The 20662-nt window shown below is 58.9% G+C and carries 22 protein-coding genes; 13 read left to right on the plus strand and 9 right to left on the minus strand.

Annotated elements, in window-relative coordinates:
- The 3 genes from eno to ACR0MJ_RS03900 all read left to right on the plus strand — a co-directional run bounded on the left by eno (position 1) and on the right by ACR0MJ_RS03900 (position 1988).
- Positions 1-1278, plus strand: a complete 1278-nt coding sequence (gene eno / locus ACR0MJ_RS03890; protein WP_170406273.1) for a phosphopyruvate hydratase — start codon at positions 1-3, stop codon at positions 1276-1278.
- Between the two features lie 161 nt (positions 1279-1439).
- Positions 1440-1718, plus strand: coding sequence for a hypothetical protein (locus ACR0MJ_RS03895; RefSeq protein ID WP_170406271.1), 279 nt, complete (start codon positions 1440-1442; stop codon positions 1716-1718).
- Between the two features lie 102 nt (positions 1719-1820).
- Entirely contained in the window at positions 1821-1988 is a 168-nt protein-coding gene (locus ACR0MJ_RS03900; protein ID WP_170396730.1) for a hypothetical protein, read from the plus strand.
- Here the strand turns inward: ACR0MJ_RS03900 and ACR0MJ_RS03905 are convergent.
- The 3 genes from ACR0MJ_RS03905 to mazG all read right to left on the minus strand — a co-directional run bounded on the left by ACR0MJ_RS03905 (position 1985) and on the right by mazG (position 4289).
- Positions 1985-2434 carry a GNAT family N-acetyltransferase gene (locus tag ACR0MJ_RS03905; RefSeq protein ID WP_170734901.1) on the minus strand — a complete coding sequence of 150 codons (450 nt, stop codon included), beginning with the start codon at positions 2432-2434 and terminating at the stop codon, positions 1985-1987. The genes ACR0MJ_RS03900 and ACR0MJ_RS03905 overlap by 4 nt on opposite strands.
- A complete protein-coding gene (locus tag ACR0MJ_RS03910; protein ID WP_170406263.1) occupies positions 2431-3369 on the minus strand; it encodes a nucleoside hydrolase in 939 nt (312 codons plus the stop codon). Before ACR0MJ_RS03910 ends, ACR0MJ_RS03905 begins: the two co-directional genes overlap by 4 nt.
- A gap of 62 nt (positions 3370-3431) precedes the next feature.
- Positions 3432-4289: a nucleoside triphosphate pyrophosphohydrolase gene (mazG, locus tag ACR0MJ_RS03915; RefSeq protein ID WP_480759328.1), complete on the minus strand. Its 858-nt coding sequence runs from the start codon at positions 4287-4289 to the stop codon at positions 3432-3434.
- A gap of 66 nt (positions 4290-4355) precedes the next feature.
- Here mazG and ACR0MJ_RS03920 point away from each other — a divergent pair, with 66 nt between their 5' ends.
- The 4 genes from ACR0MJ_RS03920 to ACR0MJ_RS03935 are packed head-to-tail and all read left to right on the plus strand — an operon-like array spanning position 4356 to position 7967.
- Positions 4356-5519, plus strand: coding sequence for a M20 aminoacylase family protein (locus tag ACR0MJ_RS03920; protein WP_480759333.1), 1164 nt, complete (start codon positions 4356-4358; stop codon positions 5517-5519).
- A gap of 12 nt (positions 5520-5531) precedes the next feature.
- On the plus strand, positions 5532-6500 hold the full coding sequence (gene speB, locus ACR0MJ_RS03925; protein ID WP_170396740.1) for an agmatinase: 969 nt from the start codon (positions 5532-5534) through the stop codon (positions 6498-6500).
- 60 nt (positions 6501-6560) lie between these two features.
- Positions 6561-7508: an agmatinase gene (speB, locus tag ACR0MJ_RS03930; protein WP_170396741.1), complete on the plus strand. Its 948-nt coding sequence runs from the start codon at positions 6561-6563 to the stop codon at positions 7506-7508.
- A 45-nt stretch (positions 7509-7553) separates the two neighbouring features.
- Positions 7554-7967, plus strand: a complete 414-nt coding sequence (locus ACR0MJ_RS03935; RefSeq protein WP_480759340.1) for a DUF1499 domain-containing protein — start codon at positions 7554-7556, stop codon at positions 7965-7967.
- Here ACR0MJ_RS03935 and ACR0MJ_RS03940 read toward each other — a convergent pair.
- On the minus strand, positions 7893-8195 hold the full coding sequence (locus ACR0MJ_RS03940; RefSeq protein WP_480601409.1) for a hypothetical protein: 303 nt from the start codon (positions 8193-8195) through the stop codon (positions 7893-7895). The two genes, ACR0MJ_RS03935 and ACR0MJ_RS03940, sit on opposite strands and share 75 nt — an antisense overlap.
- A 62-nt stretch (positions 8196-8257) precedes the next feature.
- On the opposite strand from ACR0MJ_RS03940, the gene prfA reads away from it, so the two are divergent.
- The 3 genes from prfA to ACR0MJ_RS03955 all read left to right on the plus strand — a co-directional run bounded on the left by prfA (position 8258) and on the right by ACR0MJ_RS03955 (position 10976).
- Positions 8258-9313: a peptide chain release factor 1 gene (gene prfA / locus ACR0MJ_RS03945; RefSeq protein WP_170396981.1), complete on the plus strand. Its 1056-nt coding sequence runs from the start codon at positions 8258-8260 to the stop codon at positions 9311-9313.
- Positions 9310-10167 carry a peptide chain release factor N(5)-glutamine methyltransferase gene (gene prmC / locus ACR0MJ_RS03950; RefSeq protein WP_170422042.1) on the plus strand — a complete coding sequence of 286 codons (858 nt, stop codon included), beginning with the start codon at positions 9310-9312 and terminating at the stop codon, positions 10165-10167. Before prfA ends, prmC begins: the two co-directional genes overlap by 4 nt.
- 227 nt (positions 10168-10394) lie before the next feature.
- Positions 10395-10976 (plus strand): DUF4167 domain-containing protein, encoded by a 582-nt coding sequence (locus tag ACR0MJ_RS03955; protein ID WP_480759344.1) that lies wholly within the window; start codon positions 10395-10397, stop codon positions 10974-10976.
- A gap of 58 nt (positions 10977-11034) precedes the next feature.
- Here the strand turns inward: ACR0MJ_RS03955 and rsmA are convergent, their stop codons facing one another.
- The 5 genes from rsmA to lptG all read right to left on the minus strand — a co-directional run bounded on the left by rsmA (position 11035) and on the right by lptG (position 17431).
- Positions 11035-11877 carry a 16S rRNA (adenine(1518)-N(6)/adenine(1519)-N(6))-dimethyltransferase RsmA gene (gene rsmA / locus ACR0MJ_RS03960; protein WP_480759347.1) on the minus strand — a complete coding sequence of 281 codons (843 nt, stop codon included), beginning with the start codon at positions 11875-11877 and terminating at the stop codon, positions 11035-11037.
- 82 nt (positions 11878-11959) lie between these two features.
- Positions 11960-12925 (minus strand): 4-hydroxythreonine-4-phosphate dehydrogenase PdxA, encoded by a 966-nt coding sequence (pdxA, locus tag ACR0MJ_RS03965; protein WP_480759350.1) that lies wholly within the window; start codon positions 12923-12925, stop codon positions 11960-11962.
- Positions 12922-14175, minus strand: coding sequence for a peptidylprolyl isomerase (locus ACR0MJ_RS03970; protein ID WP_170396753.1), 1254 nt, complete (start codon positions 14173-14175; stop codon positions 12922-12924). The genes pdxA and ACR0MJ_RS03970 overlap by 4 nt, the downstream gene beginning before the upstream one ends.
- Positions 14166-16331, minus strand: coding sequence for an LPS-assembly protein LptD (locus ACR0MJ_RS03975; RefSeq protein ID WP_480759352.1), 2166 nt, complete (start codon positions 16329-16331; stop codon positions 14166-14168). The genes ACR0MJ_RS03970 and ACR0MJ_RS03975 overlap by 10 nt, the downstream gene beginning before the upstream one ends.
- Entirely contained in the window at positions 16331-17431 is a 1101-nt protein-coding gene (gene lptG, locus ACR0MJ_RS03980) for an LPS export ABC transporter permease LptG (RefSeq protein ID WP_223118273.1), read from the minus strand. Before lptG ends, ACR0MJ_RS03975 begins: the two co-directional genes overlap by 1 nt.
- 219 nt (positions 17432-17650) lie before the next feature.
- Here lptG and ACR0MJ_RS03985 point away from each other — a divergent pair, with 219 nt between their 5' ends.
- From ACR0MJ_RS03985 to ACR0MJ_RS03995, 3 genes are read left to right on the plus strand one after another with little or no spacing between them, the layout of a single operon-like run.
- A complete protein-coding gene (locus ACR0MJ_RS03985) occupies positions 17651-19117 on the plus strand; it encodes a leucyl aminopeptidase (RefSeq protein ID WP_170626835.1) in 1467 nt (488 codons plus the stop codon).
- Positions 19118-19121: 4 nt separating this feature from the next.
- Positions 19122-19580, plus strand: a complete 459-nt coding sequence (locus ACR0MJ_RS03990) for a DNA polymerase III subunit chi (protein WP_170732376.1) — start codon at positions 19122-19124, stop codon at positions 19578-19580.
- A gap of 31 nt (positions 19581-19611) precedes the next feature.
- A complete protein-coding gene (locus ACR0MJ_RS03995; protein WP_480436753.1) occupies positions 19612-20658 on the plus strand; it encodes an aldo/keto reductase in 1047 nt (348 codons plus the stop codon).
- Positions 20659-20662 lie beyond the last annotated feature (4 nt).

Raw genomic sequence — 20662 nt, forward strand, 5'->3', positions numbered from 1 at the left:
ATGAGCACGATCATCGACATCCACGCACGCGAAATACTGGACAGCCGGGGCAACCCGACGGTCGAAGTGGACGTGATTCTGGAAGACGGCACCATGGGCCGCGCCGCTGTGCCTTCAGGGGCGTCGACCGGCGCCTACGAGGCGGTGGAAAAGCGCGATGGTGACAAATCTCGTTACATGGGCAAGGGCGTGCTGGAAGCGGTTGCTGCCGTTAACGGTGAGATCGCCGAAGAACTGGTGGGCTTTGACGCGACCGAGCAGGTGGCCATCGATCAGGCGATGATTGAACTCGACGGGACCGAGAACAAGGGCCGTCTGGGCGCGAACGCTATCCTGGGTGTCTCGCTGGCGACGGCTAAGGCGGCTGCGGATTTCACCACGCAGCCTCTGTACCGCTATGTTGGCGGTACCTCGGCGCGCGTGCTGCCGGTGCCGATGATGAACATCATCAATGGCGGCGAACACGCCGACAACCCGATCGACATTCAGGAATTCATGATCATGCCGACCTCGGCCGCGAATATCCGCGAAGCCGTGCGCATGGGGTCGGAGGTGTTCCATACGCTCAAGCGTGAACTGTCGGCTGCCGGACTGGCCACCGGAGTGGGGGACGAAGGTGGTTTTGCCCCTAACATCGCTTCGACCCGTGAGGCACTGGATTTCATCCTGCAGGCGGTCGAAAAAGCGGGCTACAAACCCGGCGAAGAGATCCATCTGGCGCTGGACTGCGCCGCGACCGAATACTATCGCGACGGAAAATATGTTCTGTCGGGTGAAAACATCTCGCTGACCTCAGAGGAAAACGCAGAGTATCTGGCGACCTTGGTCAAAGATTACCCAATTATCTCGATCGAAGACGGCATGTCCGAGGACGATTGGGATGGCTGGAAAGCGCTAACTGATGCCATCGGCAACGAAGTACAACTGGTCGGCGACGACCTGTTCGTAACCAACCCAGAGCGTCTGGCAGAGGGGATCGATCGTGGCTGTGCCAACTCGATGCTGGTCAAGGTGAACCAGATTGGATCACTGACCGAAACTCTGCGCGCCGTCGATATGGCCCACCGTGCACGGTATACCAACGTGATGTCGCATCGCTCGGGCGAGACCGAAGATGCCACCATTGCCGATTTGGCTGTGGCGACCAACTGCGGGCAGATCAAAACCGGCTCGTTGGCGCGGTCGGACCGGTTGGCCAAATACAACCAGCTGATCCGCATCGAGGAATCGCTGGGTGAGGTCGCAGAATACGCCGGCGCGTCGATCCTAAAGCGCTGAGTTTGGCGTACTTGGTAAAACCAGATCAGGCCCCGGCAGAACGCCGGGGCCATTTTTTTTCTTTGCGTCATTGCCGATCCGTCTAAGCTGGGCATCGAAGGCCAACATGGGAGAGGGCGATTTATGACAACATCAAACGCATCGTTGGCGCTGGGGCGCTATTGATCCTGCCTCAGCTTGCAGGGGCTGATCGTCCGCCTCAGGCAGTGTGCCAGAAAATGGTGGAAGGCGATCCCAGCGGGCAGGTCACGATGGAGGAATGCCTGTGCACCTATAATGTCGCCAACACGGTTTTGGACGATGACATCAAAGAATTATTGTTCGAGTCCTGGTACACTGGTGAGAACATAACTGAACAATTGAATGCGCTGCCCAAATCCAAACGCGTGCCCCGGCAGTTCAAGACCATGGAGCAGACGTTCAATAAGAACTGCCGCTGATCGTTAAGCTAAACAAACATAAATGTCGTTATGTGTGAACTTGTTCCTATTGCGGCGCTGTGACTCCCGATAGTCTGCAAACATTGCAGAAAGGGGGACGATATGTCTGCTTCAAAGGTCTTTCTCGTAATTTCAATGCTTTGCGCGGGGATGCTGGCCGCATGTTCAGAGCCTGGAACCTATCCGATCACAGGGATGCAGGTTTCGCAGGATGATCCGGTGCAGGAAATGGCAAATCCGGCGGTAATCTTCCGGGGGGAATCGCGCTAAAGCGATTTGCTCATCAGCATGTAGCGATCGCGCGGTTTAAAACCTGACCGCAGATATAGTTTCTGCGCGGTTTCGTTGGTCCGATCGACCTCAAGATGCAGGGCGGTCAGACCGGCCTCGGCCAGCGCCTTGGGGAGATCATGCAGCACTTCGGTGGCGATACCGCGTCCGCGAACGGCGGGGCGGATGTAAATCTCATCCACAAAGGCATCCATGCCACCAAACTCGACCGACCAGCCGAAGGTGAGGATGACATAGCCCAGCGGCGCGCGGCCCGGACCGATCAGATATATGCACCCATGGGGTATTCCATCCAGCAGAGGGGCCAGCGCATTGCGACGTTTGTCGTCATCCTGCGCGATGCCGGATTCCGAGTGAAACGCTGCGACCAGCGCCATCAGTCGGTCCAGATCGTCGGGGCGGGCAAGGCGGAGTGCGGCGGTCATAGGCGGGCAAGTCTTTCTGTGAGAAGGTCGAAGAAACCTTGGGCATCCACGTCACCCATGAACATGGCGTTTGGTGCGCGATCAGTGACCCGCCACCAGTCGGCCACTGTCATACCCAACGTCAATTCTGATTGGGTTTCGATCTCAACATTGATGTGGCGGCCCGAGAACAGATCGGGCCGGATCAGATAGGCGGTGACGCAGGGGTCGTGCAGCGGTGCGCCCTCCGAACCGTATTTTTCCTTGTCGAAACGTTCGAAGAAATCGGTCATCTCTGCCACTGCATGACCAACCTTGCTGTCCAATGCCCGGAATGCATCGTTGCGATGGGGCGTGACAAGCGCATCATGTGTGACATCCAATGGCATTACGACGATATGAACGCCGGATTTAAACACAATATCAGCGGCTTCTGGGTCGACATAAATGTTGAATTCGGCTGCTGGTGTGATGTTTCCAACCTCAAAATACGCACCACCCATCAGCACGATTTCCTGCACCCGGTCAATAATATCGGGAGCTTTTTTGAACGCTGTTGCGATGTTGGTCAGCGGCCCCAGAGGGCAGAGCGTCACAGTGCCGGGCTCATGTGCGCGTAGGGTATCGATGATAAAATCGACCGCGTGACCTTCGGCCAGAGGCATTTCAGGATCTGGCAAAACAGGGCCGTCGAGCCCTGTTTTACCATGCACATGCTCGGCGGTGACGAGCGGGCGTTTCAGGGGGCGATCGCATCCGGCGTAGACGGGGATATCGGTGTGCCCCGCCAACTCGCACACGACGCGGGCGTTTTTGGCGGTCAGCTCCAAAGGCACGTTTCCAGCGACGGCGGTGATACCCAGAACCTCGATCTCTTCGGGGCTGGCAAGCGCCAGAAGAATGGCGACGGCGTCGTCCTGTCCGGGATCGGTGTCGATTATGATCTTGCGGGGCATTGTGGTCTCCGGGGCCGTGAAGGGCGGACACTCGCAAGTGTCGCGGGGCTTGTCCAGCGGTTTCAGGCCTCGCGTGTGGCATCCACCGGCGGGAGTTTGCCGTTGGCGCGGTGTTCCTCGATTTTCACCTCGTCCCACAGCGCGTCCATTTCGGCCAGATCACTTTGGGTGGGCGTTTTTCCGCGTTCGGCCAGCCGGGCTTCGACCTTCTCAAAACGACGAGTAAACTTGGCGTTTGTGCGGCGCAGGGCGGCTTCGGGTTCGATGCCTAAGTGGCGGCCGAGGTTGACAATCACGAACAGCAGATCGCCGAATTCATCCTCGAGCGCGTCGGCATCCATGCTGTCGCGCGCCTCTTCCAGCTCAGCGGCTTCCTCGGTGATCTTGGCGAGCACATGGCTGGCGTCAGGCCAGTCGAACCCTACGCGCGCGGCACGTTTCTGCAGCTTATGTGCGCGTAGCAAGGCGGGCAGGTTCGCGGCGACACCGTCTAGTGCACCTTTTTGTTCTTTGCCCGCGCGTTCGGCGGCTTTGATGGTTTCCCAGTCCTTTGTCTGTTGATCCGCCGACTTGTCTCGGGACTCATCACCGAAGACGTGTGGGTGACGGGTAACCATCTTGTCCGACATGGTGCGCACCACGTCCTGAAAGGTAAAATGCCCAGCCTCTTCAGCCATTTGCGCGTGGAAGACGGATTGGAACAGCAAGTCGCCCAGCTCTCCCTTCAATTCGTCATAAGCCTCGCGTTCGATGGCATCGGCGACTTCATAGGCTTCTTCGATCGTATAGGGCGCGATGGTCGAAAAATCCTGTTCGATATCCCACGGGCAGCCGGATTGAGGGTCGCGTAAGCGGCGCATGATTTCCAGCAAACGCTCGATACCTGCATCCGTGTCGTGGATCAGAGGATTTTCGGCCATTGCGAACCCTTTCGTTCCGGTGTCAGATGCATCCATCCCGCAGTCAGGATCAGGAGTCCACCCCAGATGCCCGTCGTCAACCGAATTGCCGATTACGCCGCTGATATGGCCAAGTGGCGCCAGCACCTTCACACCATCCCCGAATTGGAATTCGAATGCTATGAGACCGCCGCCTATGTGGCCGAGCGTCTGCGCGAGTTTGGGGTAGATGAACTGCATGAGGGAATCGCCAAAACCGGCATGGTCGCGATCATCAACGGGCAGGGCGTGGGACCGACTATTGGTCTGCGCGCTGACATGGATGCTCTGCCGATTACCGAGGAGACGGGCGTGGACTACGCCTCGAAGAACCCCGGTAAGATGCATGCCTGCGGTCATGACGGGCACACAACCATGCTGCTGGGTGCTGCGCGCTATCTGGCCGAAACGCGGAATTTCGCGGGCCGCGTTGCGCTGATCTTTCAGCCTGCCGAGGAAGAGGGCGGCGGCGCGGGCGTGATGGTTGAAGAAGGCATCATGGATCGGTTCAATATCTCTCAGGTTTACGGCATCCATAACACTCCGGGTCGGCCCGAAGGGCTGTTCGAAACCACGCCGGGGCCGCTGATGGCCGCAGTAGATACGTTTGAGATCCATATTCAGGGCGTGGGCGGCCACGGGGCAATGCCGCATGAGACGCGCGACCCAGTGATGGCAGCTTGCGGGATGGCGCAGGCGATCCAAACCATCGTCAGCCGCAACCACTATGCGCTGGACGATCTGGTGGTGTCGGTGACGCAGATTCACACCGGGACGGTGAATAACGTGATCCCTGACACCGCTTATCTGAACGGCACTGTTCGCACCTTTGATCCGGCCGTGCAAAGGATGGTCAAAGAGAGAATGGCGCAGATCGTGGCGGGGCAGGCGGCCTCGTACGGTGTCGAGGCCAAACTGGACTATCAGGAGGGTTATCCTGCCACCATCAATGACGCCGACAAGGCGGCATTCGCGGCTGAAGTGGCGCGGGATGTATCCGGCGCGGAACGCGTGAAAGATGATGCTGGGCGTGAGATGGGGGCAGAGGATTTTTCCTACATGCTGCAGGCCCGACCTGGTGCTTACTTGTTCATGGGGCAAGGAGATGGCGCGGGGCTGCACCATCCGAAATACAACTTCAATGACGACGTCGCGCCGATCGGAGCGTCCTTCTTCGCACGGATCGTCGAAAAGGCACAGCCGTTGGGCTGATAGGGAAAAGACATGGCACTGGAAGATGCAAAGAACCAGGTGGATGAGGCATTCACCAACCCCGATCTTAAGGGGCTGTCCTATGAAAACACCTTTGGCGGCGCAACTTCATTCCTGCGGCGGCTTTATACCAAAGACCTGACGGGTGCGGATATTGCTGTAACCGGCGTGCCTTTCGATCAGGCGGTGACAAACCGCCCCGGAACCCGGCTTGGCCCTCGCGCGATCCGTGAGGCGAGCGCGCTGCAATCGCCGGATGCGCCTTATGGCTGGCCTTTTGATGCTCTGAGTGAGCTGGCCATCGTGGATTATGGCGACATGGCCTATGACTACGCCAATATCCCGGCCTTTCCCGACACGCTGACCGACCACATTCGGACCATTCTGAAGGCCGATGTCGCTTCGGTCACGCTGGGCGGGGATCATTATATCAGCTTCCCGATCCTCAAAGCTTATGCCGAGAAATATGGGCCAATGTCACTGCTGCAATTCGATGCGCATACGGACACCTGGGCCGATGACGACATGTCCCGCGTGGATCACGGGACGATGTTCTACAAGGCGGTAAAATCGGGGTTGGTTGATCCGAAACGCTCGGTTCAGGTGGGCATTCGCACCACCAACGAAGACACGTTGGGCGTCAACATCATCGACGCGCGCGAGGTTTACGAATCCGGACCCGCCGCCGTGGCGCAGAAGATCAGGGGTATTCTGGGCGACAGTCCGGTCTATCTGAGCTTTGACATCGATGGCCTCGATCCGGCCTTTGCGCCGGGGACGGGCACACCGGTCTGGGGCGGTCTAACTTCGATTCAGGCGCAGATCATTCTGCGCGACATCGCCGGGATCAACATCAAGGGCGGCGATGTGGTTGAGGTATCTCCGCCATACGATACCTCTGGTGCGACGGCGATTGCGGGGGCTCATGTGGCGACGCAGATCATTTGCTTGCTTGGGTGGAACAAGCTGGTGAAACCTTAACCTTTGGTTAGGCATAATCCCGGTATCTGCTTGGTTAAGGCACCGGATCGGAGACAGTACATGACCCAATACAACCAACCGATTGGCGGCAATGATCTGGCACGGTTTTCGGGGCCGAACACGTTTATGCGGTTGCCACAGGCGTCGTCGCTGGACGGGCTGGATGTGGCGATCCTGGGGGTTCCGATGGATATCGGCACTTCGTGGCGGTCGGGCACGCGGTTCGGACCCAAGCAGATTCGCAGTGAAAGTGCGATGATCCGGCCTTATAACATGTCCAATGGCGCGGCACCGTTCGACCATTTGCAGATCGCAGATATCGGCGATCTGGCGATCAACACTTTCTCGCTCGCCGACAGTCTTAAGATCATCAAGGAAAGCTATGACGGCATTTTGGCGCAAGGTGTTGTCCCAGTGGCGATGGGTGGGGATCACTCGATCACTTTGCCGATCCTGCGGGCGATGGCGGCCAAGCACGGGCCGGTGGCTCTGGTGCACGTGGACGCTCATGCTGACGTGAATGATGAGATGTTCGGTGAAAAGGAAACCCACGGCACTGTCTTCCGCCGCGCCTATGAGGAAGGGCTGATTGTCCCTGACAAGACCTTTCAGATCGGCATTCGAGGCTCGGGTTACGCCGCCAGCGACTTTACCGAGGCACAGGGTTGGGGGTTCCGTCAGTACCCGGCGTGGGAGCTGTGGCAACAGAACCTGACCGAAATCGGCTCTTTGATCCGTAAAACTGTTGACGATCACCCGGTCTATATTACCTACGATATCGACAGCCTTGATCCGGCCTATGCACCCGGAACAGGCACGCCCGAGATCGCAGGTCTGACCACTCCGCAGGCGCTGCAGTTGATCCATGCGCTGGCGGGCATGAACGTGGTGGGCTGCGATCTGGTCGAAGTATCTCCACCCTATGATCCGTCGGGCAATACGGCACTGACCGCAGCCAATCTGCTGTTCGAGATGCTGTGCATTCTGCCCGGAGTGACGTCACGATAGGGGTGCGACGCCATCCTCTGACCGAGTAAGCAGGGCATAGCGGGAATGAATGGGCAGATGAAAATGGTGCTGTGGCTGTTGATTGCGGTGGGCCTTGCAATGGGTGCCTATATCAGACTTGCGCCTTCAGATCCTGTGCGCTGGCATGTGGCCCCTGAAGACACGGAACGAGACCTGAAGGGTGGTGTCGTTCGGGTCGTCGAAACCGGTCCTGATGGGCTGGCGCGTCTCGATAAAATTGCGCGCGCAACACCACGCACCAGTGTGCTGGCCGGATCGCTGGAAGAGGGCATGATCACCTATATCACCCGTACCAAGGTGTTCAGTTTTCCCGATTACACCACCGTGCAGCAAGACGGTGATACGCTGCGTATCTATGCCAGATTAAGATTTGGCCGGAGAGATTTCGGCGTCAATCGGGACCGGGTCACCCAGTGGCTTGCTTTGCTGCAACCCTGACGACAAACAGCCCTCTTGCACCTCGCGCCACATGGGCACGTTCAGCGACATCTGGCATTGGGCCATGAACATGCGGCCGTCGACCTGCAGGCATATCATTTCTCCCAACTCGATGCGGGTGCCGGATTTGTCGGTGCAATAGCAGTCTTGCACTTTGCCTCCGGGGCCAACAACATCGGCCATTCCGGGCGTCGCAATGAGTGTCAGGGCTATTATCAGTCGCTTCATGGTCCAAGCCTAGCACAAGGCAGGGCCTTGACCAAAGCCTCTGGATGATAGACACCGCGCGGATGATCCCCGAAGAACGCCTTGAACAGATAACTCAGCGATTCCAATACCTCGAAGCGGCCATGGCGGATGGTGCCTCGGGCGGGGATATTGCAGCTTTGGCAAAGGAATATTCCGACCTCAAGCCGGTGGTCGATCAGATCATGGCGTGGCGTCAGCTGGTTTCTGATCTGGCCGAGGCCGAGGCAATGCTGTCCGACCCGGACATGAAAGAGCTGGCCGAAGAGGAAATTCCAGAACTGCAGGCGCGTATCCCCGAGGCGGAGCATGCCTTGCAGCTGGCGCTGTTGCCCAAAGACGCGGCTGATGCGCGCCCGGCAATGCTGGAAATTCGCCCCGGCACCGGCGGGGATGAGGCCGCGCTGTTCGCCGGAGACCTGCTGCGCATGTATCAACGCTATGCCGAAGCGCGGGGCTGGCAGTTCGAGATCATCGAGGAACAAGCGTCTGATCTTGGTGGGATCAAAGAGGTGGTGGCACACATCAAGGGCGACAATGTCTTTGCGCGGATGAAGTACGAATCCGGCGTGCATCGCGTGCAACGCGTGCCCGAAACCGAAAGCGGTGGGCGCATTCATACCTCGGCGGCGACGGTGGCGGTTTTGCCAGAGGCCGAGGATGTGGACATTCAGATCGATGCCAATGACATCCGAATTGACACGATGCGCAGCTCGGGCGCGGGGGGGCAGCACGTGAACACGACGGATTCGGCCGTGCGGATTACTCACTTGCCCAGCGGTATCGTGGTGACCAGTTCCGAGAAATCCCAGCACCGAAACCGTGAGATAGCGATGCAGGTGCTGAAAACGCGCCTTTATGATCTTGAACGGCAGCGGATCGACAGCGAACGCTCGGCGGATCGCGCCAGTCAGGTCGGTTCAGGTGACCGGTCGGAACGGATTAGGACGTATAACTTCCCGCAAGGCCGCATGACGGATCACCGCATTAACCTGACGCTTTATAAGCTGGATCAGGTGATGCAGGGCGATCTGGATGAGGTGATCGACGCGCTGACCGCAGATGATCAGGCTCGGCTTCTGGCCGAAATGGCGCAATGATTTCGGCGCTGACAGCCGCGCAGGCCATGGTCGCTGCAACCGCACGTTTGCGCGCAGCCGGTGTGCCTGATCCAGCGCGGGATGCGCGGGTGCTGCTGGCGCATGCGGCGCGGATCGAGGCCAGTCGGGTGACGCTGATCGCGCCCGAGGAACTGCCGGTGGATATCGCGGAACGCTACGATCAATTGATCTCGCTAAGGGCCATCCGAGTGCCGGTATCGCATCTGCTGGGCGAGCGTGAATTCTATGGTCGGCGGTTTCGGGTCAGTCGCGATGTGCTGGACCCGCGCCCGGAGACCGAGGCATTGATCGAGGCGGCGCTGAGCGAGCCGTTTGATCATGTACTCGATTTGGGTGTGGGCTCGGGCTGTATCCTGATCACCTTGCTGGCCGAGCGGGCGAGTGCCTCGGGCGTCGGCGCCGACCTCAGCGAAGCTGCCTGTCTGCAGGCCAGCGCCAATGCAGTACAGCATCAGGTCCAGGCGCGCGCCGAGATTCGGCAATCTGACTGGTTCGAAAACATTGAGGGTCAGTTCGATCTGATTGTTTCGAATCCGCCCTATATTTCAGCGGACGAGATGCACGCGCTTTCCCCTGAAGTGCGTGAGCATGAGCCGCGCATGGCGCTGACGGATGAGGGCGACGGTCTGGATGCCTATCGCCGTATTGCGGCGTCGGCCCCGGATTATCTGATGCCCGGCGGGCGTATCTTGGTTGAAATTGGCCCGACACAGGGCGCTTATGTTTCTGCCCTTTTTGATGCCGCTGGTTTGACCGGCGTAAAGGTGATCCCCGATCTGGACAGGCGTGATCGTGTTGTGGGGGCCAGAATGCCGCCTTCTAAGCGAAACTGAGGCCGAAAAATGCCGATTGATGTAAAAAAGCTGCGACATTTTCGAGAATCCCCTTGTCTGAACGCTCAGGACATGTTTACTCAGGATTAGTCGGCGAGGTTGACGCTGTTTCAGCGCACCCCTGACGCCAAGCCCAAAAAGTCGATAGCGCGTAACGGCACAAGCCACTGAGCAGCGTTAGATACGGGTTGATCGACAGTGAATTGATAAGGCTGACGTAAAGTAAGATGAGATCTTCCAAATCCCGCTCGCGGGCCAAGAACAACCGCAATCGTCCTTCTGGCGGAAACGTCGTAAACCGAGTTTTTGACAGCTCGGGCCCCGAAGGCAAGGTGCGTGGCACACCGCAGCAGATCATTGACAAATACAACCAATTGGCGCGCGACGCTCAGCTGTCGAATGACCGCGTGGCAGCTGAGAACTTTCAGCAACACGCCGAGCACTATCTGCGCATGCTGAGCGAAGCGCAGCGCGAGATCGAAGCGCGCCGCGAAGAGCAAGAGCGTCAGAACCGCGAACGACAGGCCGAGCGTGATCGTGAACGCGCCGAGCGTCAGGAACGCGAAGCAGCCCGTCAGGCCGATCCGGCCGAGGCTCCGCAGCCGGACGTTGTGGATTTCGGGAATGAGGCGGCTGCGCCCGATACAGGGCTGGTCGAGACGCCGGAAAGCAAGGATGCCGAGCAACCCGAAGCGACCGAGCGTAAGGAAAAGCCGCGCCGCCCGCGCACCCGGAAGCCAAAGACTGCCACCCCTGCGGCTGAGGATGCACCCGCTGACAAGGGCGACGCACCCGAGGCAGCTGAATAAGCGCTTTTCGATCATGAATTGAATGAAAACCCCGGGCAAAGGCCTGGGGTTTTTTCGTTCAGGGTTTGCGAATTTCGCGCGCGAGCGCGCAGAAGGCTTCGAGCGGGATCTGCTCGGCCCGGTCGGTGGGTTTGATTCCGGCTGCGATCAGGCGGTCCTCGATATCTGGCGCTGCCCCTTTGAGTGAGGCCCGGAGCATTTTGCGGCGCTGATTGAAGGCTGTGGCAACCACGCGCGACAGGGTTGCGGCGTCAGCGGGATAGCGGGGTTCGGGCAGGGCAGTCAGGTGAACCACGGCGCTTGAGACCTTGGGCGGTGGAGTGAAGGCTCCGGGTGGCAGGGACATCGCAATGCGCGCTTCGGCCCGCCATTGGGCAAGGATGGCGAGGCGGCCATAGGCCTTGTTGCCGGGTTGGGCCACGATCCGCTCGGCCACTTCACGTTGAAACATAAGGGTCAGGCTCTGCCAGAAGGACGGCCATTCGGGCGGGGTGAGCCAGCGGACCAGAAGCTCGGTCCCGACATTGTAGGGCAGGTTCGCGGCCACCCGGATCGGAGGTGTCAGGTGGGCCAGCGGCTCGATTTCCAGCGCGTCGCCGTTGATCACTTCCAGCTGGCCCGGATAGGCGGCGGCGATGTCGTTCAGGGCGGCGATGCAGCGGGTGTCCTTTTCCACGGCCACGACCTTGCGCGCGCCTTCGGACAGAAGCCCGCGAGTCAGACCTCCGGGGCCTGGGCCGATTTCAAGGACATCGCATTGAGTCAGATCACCCGCCTGCCGCGCGATCTTCGCGGTCAAGTTGAGGTCGAGCAGGAAGTTCTGGCCCAGCGACTTGCGGGCCGAAAGCTGGTGAGTTGCGATAACCTCGCGCAGCGGGGGGAGGGAGTCGATGGCGCTCATGACTTTAGCGTTGTTCAGAATGGAGGGGGAGCGCCAGAGATTTTTTTGCCTCCGGCGGAGGTATTTGGGGCCAGATGAAGCATTAGCGGGACTGCGCCATTCGCTGGGCGAGCTTCAGGGCCTCGATCAGGCTGTTGGGGGTCGCGCTGCTTTGGCCCGCGATGTCCAGAGCGGTGCCGTGATCCGGCGAGGTCCGGACGAAGGGCAGGCCCAAGGTTACGTTCACACCGCGGTCGAAATCCAGGGTCTTGATCGGGATCAGGGCCTGGTCGTGATACATCGCAATCGCGGCATCATATCGTGTGCGCGCCGCGGCGTGGAACATAGTGTCTGCCGGGTGGGGTCCGGTCACGGTGCAATCGACTGGATTGAGGTCTGCGATCAGTGGCGCGATCCAGTCAAGCTCTTCCGTACCCATTTTCCCGCCTTCGCCTGCATGGGGGTTCAGCCCCGCGATGGCGATGCGAGGGTGGGGGATGCCGAATTGGGTGCGCAGGCCTTGGGCGGTGATCTCGATGGTTTCACGCAGCACATCCGGGGTGAGTGCGCTTGGGACCTGGGAGAGCGGGATGTGGATGGTGGCAGGAACCACGCGGAGCTGTTCGCTGGCCAGCATCATTACCACGCGCGACCGGCCTGCCAACGCCGCAAGAAATTCGGTATGGCCGGGGAAGGCAAAACCCGCACCGTCGATCAGCGCCTTTTTGTGGATCGGGGCAGTACACAGTGCGGTGGCTGCGCCGGAACTCACCAGCTCAACACCTTTTTCGATAGAATCGATGACCGAAAGGGCGTTTGCTGGATCGGGGTGGCCGGGCCTGTTCGGGGCAGGAAAGTCGAAATGCAGCACCGGCAGAGCCGAGGCGCTGGCCGGTGTGGCCTCAGACGGGTCGGCGATCCGGGTAATGGGTGTTCCATCGGGCAAATGTGATGCGTCGCCGATGTAGAAGAACGGACAGGTATCGCGCAGGGCTGCCCAAGCTTTGGCTGCGATTTCGGGTCCGATCCCGGCGGGCTCACCGCAGCTTAGTGCGATTGGGGCGATCATTGTTCGATGATGACGGCGTCGGCCCTCAGCTGTTCCAGCAGGCTGTTTGCAAGGGCCTGCAACCGCTGCTGGGTCAGTGCGTTTGCTACGTCCACACGGGTGGTGTCTTCGCCCAGGTTGCGGGTGCGATTGCACAGCATCAGGAACATCAGCGTCTGCCCGTTGTTGCGCGTCAGCGTGGCCGATGCCTCATTTGGATCAAGCTTGGCCAGCTCAAGCGCTACGTCGCGTGGAATCGCCGAGGGGCTTTGGGTAAGGCGTTCCAGCACGTCGGGCGATTGATCTTTGGCGATGCCGTAGAGGTCATCGCAAGTGTCGATCTCTTCCTTGAGCTTTTCGGCTTTCGCAAGCGTTTCGGTGCTGCGGCCACCGGGAAGGTAGTAGATCGCGTAGTCGATCTCGGAATAGGTTGGGGCACCTGCGGCAACTTCGCGGATGCCGCGCATCTGGAACAGAGCCACGGCGTTCGGGAGCGAAAGCGGGTCGGTGATCTCACCGTTTTTCAAGCCCAGAATGACGGGTTGCAGGGCCGGAGGCAGGTTGTTGAGCGACAGCCAATCCAGTCGCCCGCCATTCTCGCGTGTGGCAGCGGCAGAGTATTGCGTAGCAGCCGAAGAAAAGCTGTCTTGATCGGGAAGTTGTGAGATTTCATCGGCAAGGGCTTCAGCCTGCGCCAGGGTCTGCGGTGTTACCGGAATGATAATTTCGGACAACAGAACCTGCAGGCCGCCGCCGCCACCCTGACCCAAAGCACGGTTGATCTCATCTTCCGAGGGACGAGCCTGCGACAGAAAGCGGGTGCTGACAAAGTCGCGCCAGGACAGTTGATCGGCGACAAAATCCCGGACGGTTTCCTTTGATACGCCCGCATCGTTGAGCAGCTGCAGAAACTCTTCGCTGCTAAGGTTGCCGCGCGAGGCGAATTCATCAATCCCGGTCTGGATATCTTCGGGCGCGGCTTCGATGCCGGCATCGCGCATCGCCTGTTTGCGCAAACGATCCTCGATCAAGGCTTCGCGGACTTCGCGCTCGGAACTGCCCGGAACGCCGAGCAGTTCGAGAAACTGCTGACGTTGTTGAAGTTCATACCAGGTGACGATGTCCTGATTGACCCGGATTGCAGGCGAGAACAGGCTTTGAGCCTGGACCTGTGGTGTGGCCATTGCAACAAGCGCGGCAGCCAGCACCGGCAGCACCGATCTACGGCAGCCAGAGCGGAGAGATTTTGTGAAACCTGAGATCAACTGCATCTTCTCTTAAACTTCTGTCCATCGCCTTCGACGGAATACCCTGTCAGGGCAACGGTAAAGCCGAATTCTGTCGAAGGCTCAATACTTGATGTGGAGGTAAAGCGTCTGTTGACGTTCACATTTACCTGCACACACTCATTTTCGTAGGTCACGCCGAACCCAAGGCGGAGTGGTTCGGATTCGCTGAAATCATAGCGTGCGCTAGCAAGGGTTAGCCAATTTTGGTCTACGCGGTAGCGGCCACCGACCCGTAGTTCCGAGATTTCATCATTATTTGCTTCAGCAGGATCAGGTTCGAGCCAGATGTACCCGCCGGAGATTGCCGTATCTCCATTAGACCAGCCTGCACGAATTTCAGCTTTGGTAAAACTGAAATCGCTGTTCAAAAGCCCACGCGCGGCCAATGTCAGCCCCTTGCCGTTATTCAATTGCCCGGCAAGCAGAATGTCGGACTTGGTACCCTGCAGCCCCGATGTGAGCGTGAAATCCGGATCCGCATCGGACCGGAAGACCTGTCCGATTGTCGCCAGCGCCCGCCAGCCGTCAGCGTTGTACCGAGACCAGTTCAGGCCCACAACGGCTGTTGCACCGTCTTCGCGGCGGTCGGGGGCCGGAAAGCGCGAAAGGGACAAAAGATTGCCCTGATCGAGTTCCTGAAAGGTACTTTCATCGTTGGGAACGTCATTGTTCGAAACATGCGTCCAACCAATTTGCGCGATTGGCTCAAGGATTTGTGTTGCACCGGACTGCTCGCGGCGCAGCATGGGGTAGCGCAGGGTAAAAGCTGCACGCGGGGTCGAGCGGGTTACATTGTTCGGAAACTCGCTGTCATTGCGGATATTGAAGGTATCCACTGACGCGCCCACCAATGCTTCTGCACGTAATCCGGTCGCAAAGGTCCAGTTGCGCAACCATTCCGCATCGAATGTTGCCCTGGCGACGTCGCGACCAATAATATCTTCGTCACTGGTTCGCGTGTGGGTGTGACCATCGAGGCTTAGTTCAACTTCACCTCCTAAGGTGCTGGGGAAGAGTCGCTTTCGATAGTTGATGTCGAAGACACGCGATGGGATTTCATCCTGATTTTCGCTATCCCGAAGGGACTTGTAGTGGATGAAGCTGGTTCTGAACGCCGTATCACGCTTGATCCGCTCAAGTGCAATTTCGCTACGAAGGCGGTCAAAATCGGGCAAGCCGTAATCTGCCAGATACGAGTCATCCGAAGTTGTTTTGATATCGAATGTCAGCCGGTAGTCATTTCCAAGACCGAACCGGCCATCGGCGAAGAAATACCCCCGATCCTGACCGGGCTGCAGGTCGTCGCGTGTATAAGAGCCCCGCAGCCGAATGCGCCCGCGTTTGAATGCCTGTCGGTAACGAAACCCAAGTGTGCGGGTCTTGGACGACAGATACGGCGTCAGAGTCAGGTCCTTGTGATCTCCGATCTTGAAGAAATACGGCACCTGAACGCCAGTGCCCAGTTGCGAAGTGGTGCGGATCGACGGCACGAGAAAGCCGGTCGCCCGCTCAAGTGTCGGGTCGGGTAGGCGCAGCGTGGGAAAGTAGAAGACCGGGACATCAAGTATTCGGAACTGTGCGCCTTCGAAATAGAGCTGCCGTTCAAGCTGGTCATGGGTCACTTTACGGGCGCGAATTTGCCAGATCGGGGGTCTGCCATTCGCGCAGACATGACATGAGGTTGCGGCGACCTTGCTGAATTGCGTGTAGCGACCTGCCGCACGGGTGGCCTGGACTGAGGCGATCTGCACTTGCTGGTCAAAGACCATGCGCGCGCCCATCAAAAGGCCATTTTGTATCCCGCTGTCCAACTGCGCGGAATCGGCCAGCAATGTGCTGTTTCCGCCCTGATCGATCCGGATTGGGCCGGTCAGGGTCAGCTCGCCGGTTTCGCGATCATAGGTGACGCTTTGCGCTGTCAGTTTGACGTCGCCTTGGAAGGCCTCGACATTCCCCTCTGCGACCAGTTTGCGATCCGGGGTAATGAATATCTCATCGGCCACCAGTAGGGCGGGTTGATTCTGTTCAGTCGCGTCAGCCTCGCTGGCGGCACCTTCTGGTTCGGACTGTGCGGCAACTGCTGCAGGCAGCGAGAGGATCAGTGCGCTCGACAGCAACAAAGACAGGACGGAGCGCATCAGCCATCCTCCGCATGGAGCAACAGGCCCAGAGACAGTAGAATGCCCGCAAAGGGTGGGGCCCAGGCCGAGACCAGAATAGGTAATTGCCCGTTTTCGCCAAGAATTTGGGCGAAATTCCGGATGAAGTAGATACCGAACCCCAGCAATACAGCGGTCAGCACGGCAACTCCGGTGCCGCCGAACCGGACATGGCGCATTGTGAAGGCCGCCCCGATCAGAACCATCGAAACCAGAAACAGGGGTCGCGCAAGTTGTACCTGCAGCCAGACCTCATATTGCTTGGTTGAAAATCCCGCCTCGCCCAGATCACGAATCAACTGGGGCAGATCATAGACCGAAACTGAATCCTTTTGCCCGAGAGTGTCCAGAATCCGGTCTCTGGTCAGCGTTGTGGGTAGGTTCAGGATCTCATGGCTGGTGGCATTTGCTTCGGGATTGAGATCGTCCTGAATGGGCCAGATTTTGGCCTGATGCAAGGTCCAGAATCCATCCTCCAGATCAGCTTGCTGGGCCGAGATTTGCTGGTTCGGCTTGCCGTCGGATGAGAACGTTGTGATGGTCACGTTCCGCAGGGCGAACCGGTCGCCGTTGACAGTGCCGGTTGCGTGAATCACCGACTGACCGTTGGCTGAGCTCTGGCGCAGCCACAACCCCTCGCGGCTGATGGACAGGGCTGAGCCACCCTGGTTGCGATAGCCATCGGACAAGCGTTGGAACTCTTCCGACGTCGCGGCCGCGATGGGATTCAGCAAAGTCACAGCAAGTGCGCCGATGGTCAGCGCAAGCAACACGGGCGCCAGCAGGGCTCGGATACCGGATCGCCCGATAGCGCGGGTCACCACCAGTTCGGAGCTGCGGGCGAGGCCGACAAACAGCGCGATGGTGGCCAGGATCATCAGCAGGGGCAACATCTCGCTGATCGCGGCCGGTGTGTTCAGCAACGTCAGTTGCAGCAACTGGCCAAAGGATAGGTCAACACCATCGAACCGCCGCACCTGTTCGATCAGATCGATCAGGATCATCAAGGTCAGAAAAATACCGCCGATTACAAGAAAGCTTTGAATAAAGCGGCGGGCAAAATAGCGGTCGAGGATCACTTGGGCATCCCCGTCAAACCCCGGCATCCAAGAATCACAATCGGGCATGGAATCATGCGCGACGGCCTGTAACTGCCGATTGGTGTCACGTTCTCTCCCCCGAGCCTGCCGTTATTTTCGCGCGACCATAATGCAATTGCCCGGCGGGGAAAACTGCTATCTGGTCAACGGTGGCTGCGCGGGCTAGGTCTTGGGCAACGCATTTTTCAGGAGAATGATATGAGCAGTCTTGTGCCCGTCCGATTCACCCCCTTTGACCTTGATGCGATAGCGCAAACCGAAGGGCGCGTGGCCATTCTCATTCCCGCCGATGGCAAGATGAGCCCCGCCGCGCGTCGAGCCAATCGCCTGACCAAAGGCGCGGTTGCGCGGCTGGTCGAAAGCGAGCGGTTCAGCAAGGTCAAATCGGGTAATGTTATTTCGCTGGCCTGGCCTGCCGGAATGGTGGCCGAGGCGCTGGATATTCTGGTGTTGCCGCGTCGCCCCGACTCTGACGAGGCACGCAAGGCCGGGGCCAATCTGGCGAAAGCTGCAGCGGGCAAACCCGTGCTGGTCATGGCCGCCAATCACGCGCGTATCGAAGAGGTAGCCTTGGGCATGGTACTGCGGGCCTACGATTTCGATGTCCACAAATCCAAGGACTCAGACCCGGCGGGTGAGATCACCATCGGTCACTCCAAGCCGGAGGAGGCCGAAGCTGACTTTGCGCCGCTCTATGCCGTCGCAGACGGTGTGCGCATGACACGAGATCTGACAAATGAACCCGCGAATGTGCTGACGACAACTGAGTTCGCGGACAGGTTGGTCGAGATGGAATCGCTGGGCCTGAAGGTCGAGGTTCTGGAAGAGGACAAGCTGGCCGAACTGGGCATGCGTACGCTGCTGAGCGTCGGGCAGGGCTCGGTCAGCCCCTCGAAAGTTGTGGTGATGCAATGGGACGGCGGCGACAAGGATGACGCGCCGCTGGCCTTGGTCGGCAAGGGCGTCGTGTTCGATACCGGCGGTATCTCGCTTAAGCCGGCCGGAGGCATGGAAGACATGACCATGGACATGGGCGGCGCGGGTGTTGTTGCCGGAACCATGCGAGCGTTGGCCAAGCGCAACGCCAAAGCCAATGTCGTGGGGCTGGTCGGGTTGGTCGAAAACATGCCCTCGGGCAATGCGACCCGTCCGGGCGATGTGGTCACTTCGATGAAAGGCGACACTGTCGAGATCATCAACACCGATGCCGAGGGTCGTTTGGTTCTATGTGACGTCATGTGGTACGCGCAGGATCGGTTCCAGCCGGTGGGCATGATCGATCTGGCCACTCTGACGGGCGCGGTCATCATTGGTCTTGGGCATGAGAATGCCGGTGTGTTTTCAAACAATGACACCTTCTGCGACGCCTTCCTGAAGTCGGCCAAGGCCGAGGACGAGGGCGCATGGCGGCTGCCCTTGGGTGAAGGCTATGACAAACAACTTAAATCGCGCATTGCGGATATGAAGAACGTGGGCGGGCGGCCCGCAGGTTCGATCACCGCAGCGCAGTTCCTGCAGCGTTTCGTCAAGGAAGAGACGCCGTGGATTCACTTGGATATCGCAGGTGTGGCCTCTGTCTCTTCCGAGACCTCTTATGCGCCGAAAGGGGCCACGGGCTGGGGCGTCCGCGCGCTAAGCCGGTTCGTGCAGGACAATTTCGAGTAAGCGTATGGGTGCCGTCTATTTCTACCACCTGACCCGCCAGCCGTTAGAGCACACATTGCCTGTGCTGCTCGACAAGGCACGGCAGGCCGGGTGGCGGATTGCCGTGCGGGGTATCGACCCTGTGCGGATGGACTGGCTGGATGAGAAATTGTGGCTGGGACCTGAGGACGGGTTCCTGCCGCATGGCCGCGAAGGTGGCCCGCACGACGCGGCACAGCCCGTTCTGCTGACGACCGGCCAAGGGGCAGCAAATGGCGCGACCTGTGTAATGGCTGTCGATGGGGCAACGGTTGAGGCGGAGGAAGTTTCGACCATGGAGCGTGTCTGCATTCTGTTCGACGGGAATGATCCGGAGGCGGTTCAACATGCGCGCGGGCAGTGGAAGGCTCTGACCGGGGCGGGGTGTTCGGCACAGTATTGGTCCGAGGAATCCGGACGATGGGAGAAAAAGGCCGAGGCTTGATCGGCCACAAATATATTTTAGGAGATTTCAAATGGATATGAAGCCTTTGGGCCGCACCGGGATCATGGTGTCGGATTTATGTCTTGGGACAATGACCTTTGGTACTCAGACCTCGGAAACTGAGGCGCACCGCCAGATGGACATGGCGCTTGCGGGTGGGATCAACTTTGTCGACGCGGCTGAGATGTATCCGGTGAACCCGATCTCGGCAGAGACGGTCGGGCGGACCGAAGAGATTCTTGGCAATTGGAATGCCGCCAATCCTTCGCGGCGCGGGGACTATGTGCTGGCCACGAAACACTCTGGTGAAGGGTTCGTGCATGCGCGCAATGGCGCCCCAATCTCGAAAGAGACCATACCTGAGGCGATAGAGGGTTCACTGCGTCGTCTACAGACTGACTGTATAGATCTCTATCAGTTCCACTGGCCAAATCGTGGCAGCTACATGTTCCGACAGAACTGGGACTATGCACCCTCGGGTCACAACCGGGACGAGATTATGGACGAGATGCGCGAAAGCCTGATCGCTCTGCAGGCGCAGGTGGACAAGGGCAATATCCGCGCCTTTGGTCTGTCGAATGAAAGCGCTTGGGGTACCGCTCAGTGGTTGCGGGCATCGGATGAGGTTAGTGGACCTCGGGTCGCGTCGATCCAGAACGAATATTCTTTGCTCTGCCGGTTATTCGATACCGACCTGGCTGAATTGTGTCTTCTGGAAGATGTCGGGTTACTATCATTCTCACCGTTGGCGGCAGGTTTCCTGACTGGGAAATATCAAGGTGGTGCTGTTCCAGAAGGATCACGCATGGCGCTGGTGCCGAATATGGGCGGGCGCAAAACAGATCGCGTTTTTGATGCAGTGGCGGCTTATCTGGATGTCGCCGCGCGGCATGGGCTGGACCCGATCCACATGTCACTGGCGTGGTGTTGCAGCCGTCCGTTCATGGCCTCAACCATCTTTGGCGCGACAAATGTAGCGCAGCTAGAACATATTCTGGCGGGTAAGGATTTGAAGCTGTCGTCCGAAGTGATGGCCGAGATCAGTGCGGCGCATCGGGCGTTTCCGATGCCATATTGAAGGG

The sequence above is a fragment of the Ruegeria sp. C6 genome, from assembly GCF_056537625.1.

Bases quoted from the DNA above. Each gene is read 5' to 3' on its own strand.
- ACR0MJ_RS03990 (WP_170732376.1), top strand. From the start codon at position 19,122: ATGGGTGCCGTCTATTTCTACCACCTGACCCGCCAGCCGTTAGAGCAC.
- mazG (WP_480759328.1), bottom strand. From the start codon at position 4,289: ATGGCCGAAAATCCTCTGATCCACGACACGGATGCAGGTATCGAGCGT.
- ACR0MJ_RS03955 (WP_480759344.1), top strand. From the start codon at position 10,395: ATGAGATCTTCCAAATCCCGCTCGCGGGCCAAGAACAACCGCAATCGT.
- ACR0MJ_RS03935 (WP_480759340.1), top strand. From the start codon at position 7,554: ATGAATGGGCAGATGAAAATGGTGCTGTGGCTGTTGATTGCGGTGGGC.
- ACR0MJ_RS03975 (WP_480759352.1), bottom strand. From the start codon at position 16,331: ATGCGCTCCGTCCTGTCTTTGTTGCTGTCGAGCGCACTGATCCTCTCG.
- rsmA (WP_480759347.1), bottom strand. From the start codon at position 11,877: ATGAGCGCCATCGACTCCCTCCCCCCGCTGCGCGAGGTTATCGCAACT.
- ACR0MJ_RS03920 (WP_480759333.1), top strand. From the start codon at position 4,356: ATGCCCGTCGTCAACCGAATTGCCGATTACGCCGCTGATATGGCCAAG.
- ACR0MJ_RS03910 (WP_170406263.1), bottom strand. From the start codon at position 3,369: ATGCCCCGCAAGATCATAATCGACACCGATCCCGGACAGGACGACGCC.
- speB (WP_170396740.1), top strand. From the start codon at position 5,532: ATGGCACTGGAAGATGCAAAGAACCAGGTGGATGAGGCATTCACCAAC.
- ACR0MJ_RS03900 (WP_170396730.1), top strand. From the start codon at position 1,821: ATGTCTGCTTCAAAGGTCTTTCTCGTAATTTCAATGCTTTGCGCGGGG.
- ACR0MJ_RS03985 (WP_170626835.1), top strand. From the start codon at position 17,651: ATGAGCAGTCTTGTGCCCGTCCGATTCACCCCCTTTGACCTTGATGCG.
- pdxA (WP_480759350.1), bottom strand. From the start codon at position 12,925: ATGATCGCCCCAATCGCACTAAGCTGCGGTGAGCCCGCCGGGATCGGA.
- ACR0MJ_RS03905 (WP_170734901.1), bottom strand. From the start codon at position 2,434: ATGACCGCCGCACTCCGCCTTGCCCGCCCCGACGATCTGGACCGACTG.
- prfA (WP_170396981.1), top strand. From the start codon at position 8,258: ATGATCCCCGAAGAACGCCTTGAACAGATAACTCAGCGATTCCAATAC.
- ACR0MJ_RS03970 (WP_170396753.1), bottom strand. From the start codon at position 14,175: ATGCAGTTGATCTCAGGTTTCACAAAATCTCTCCGCTCTGGCTGCCGT.
- speB (WP_170396741.1), top strand. From the start codon at position 6,561: ATGACCCAATACAACCAACCGATTGGCGGCAATGATCTGGCACGGTTT.
- ACR0MJ_RS03940 (WP_480601409.1), bottom strand. From the start codon at position 8,195: ATGAAGCGACTGATAATAGCCCTGACACTCATTGCGACGCCCGGAATG.
- eno (WP_170406273.1), top strand. From the start codon at position 1: ATGAGCACGATCATCGACATCCACGCACGCGAAATACTGGACAGCCGG.
- ACR0MJ_RS03995 (WP_480436753.1), top strand. From the start codon at position 19,612: ATGGATATGAAGCCTTTGGGCCGCACCGGGATCATGGTGTCGGATTTA.
- prmC (WP_170422042.1), top strand. From the start codon at position 9,310: ATGATTTCGGCGCTGACAGCCGCGCAGGCCATGGTCGCTGCAACCGCA.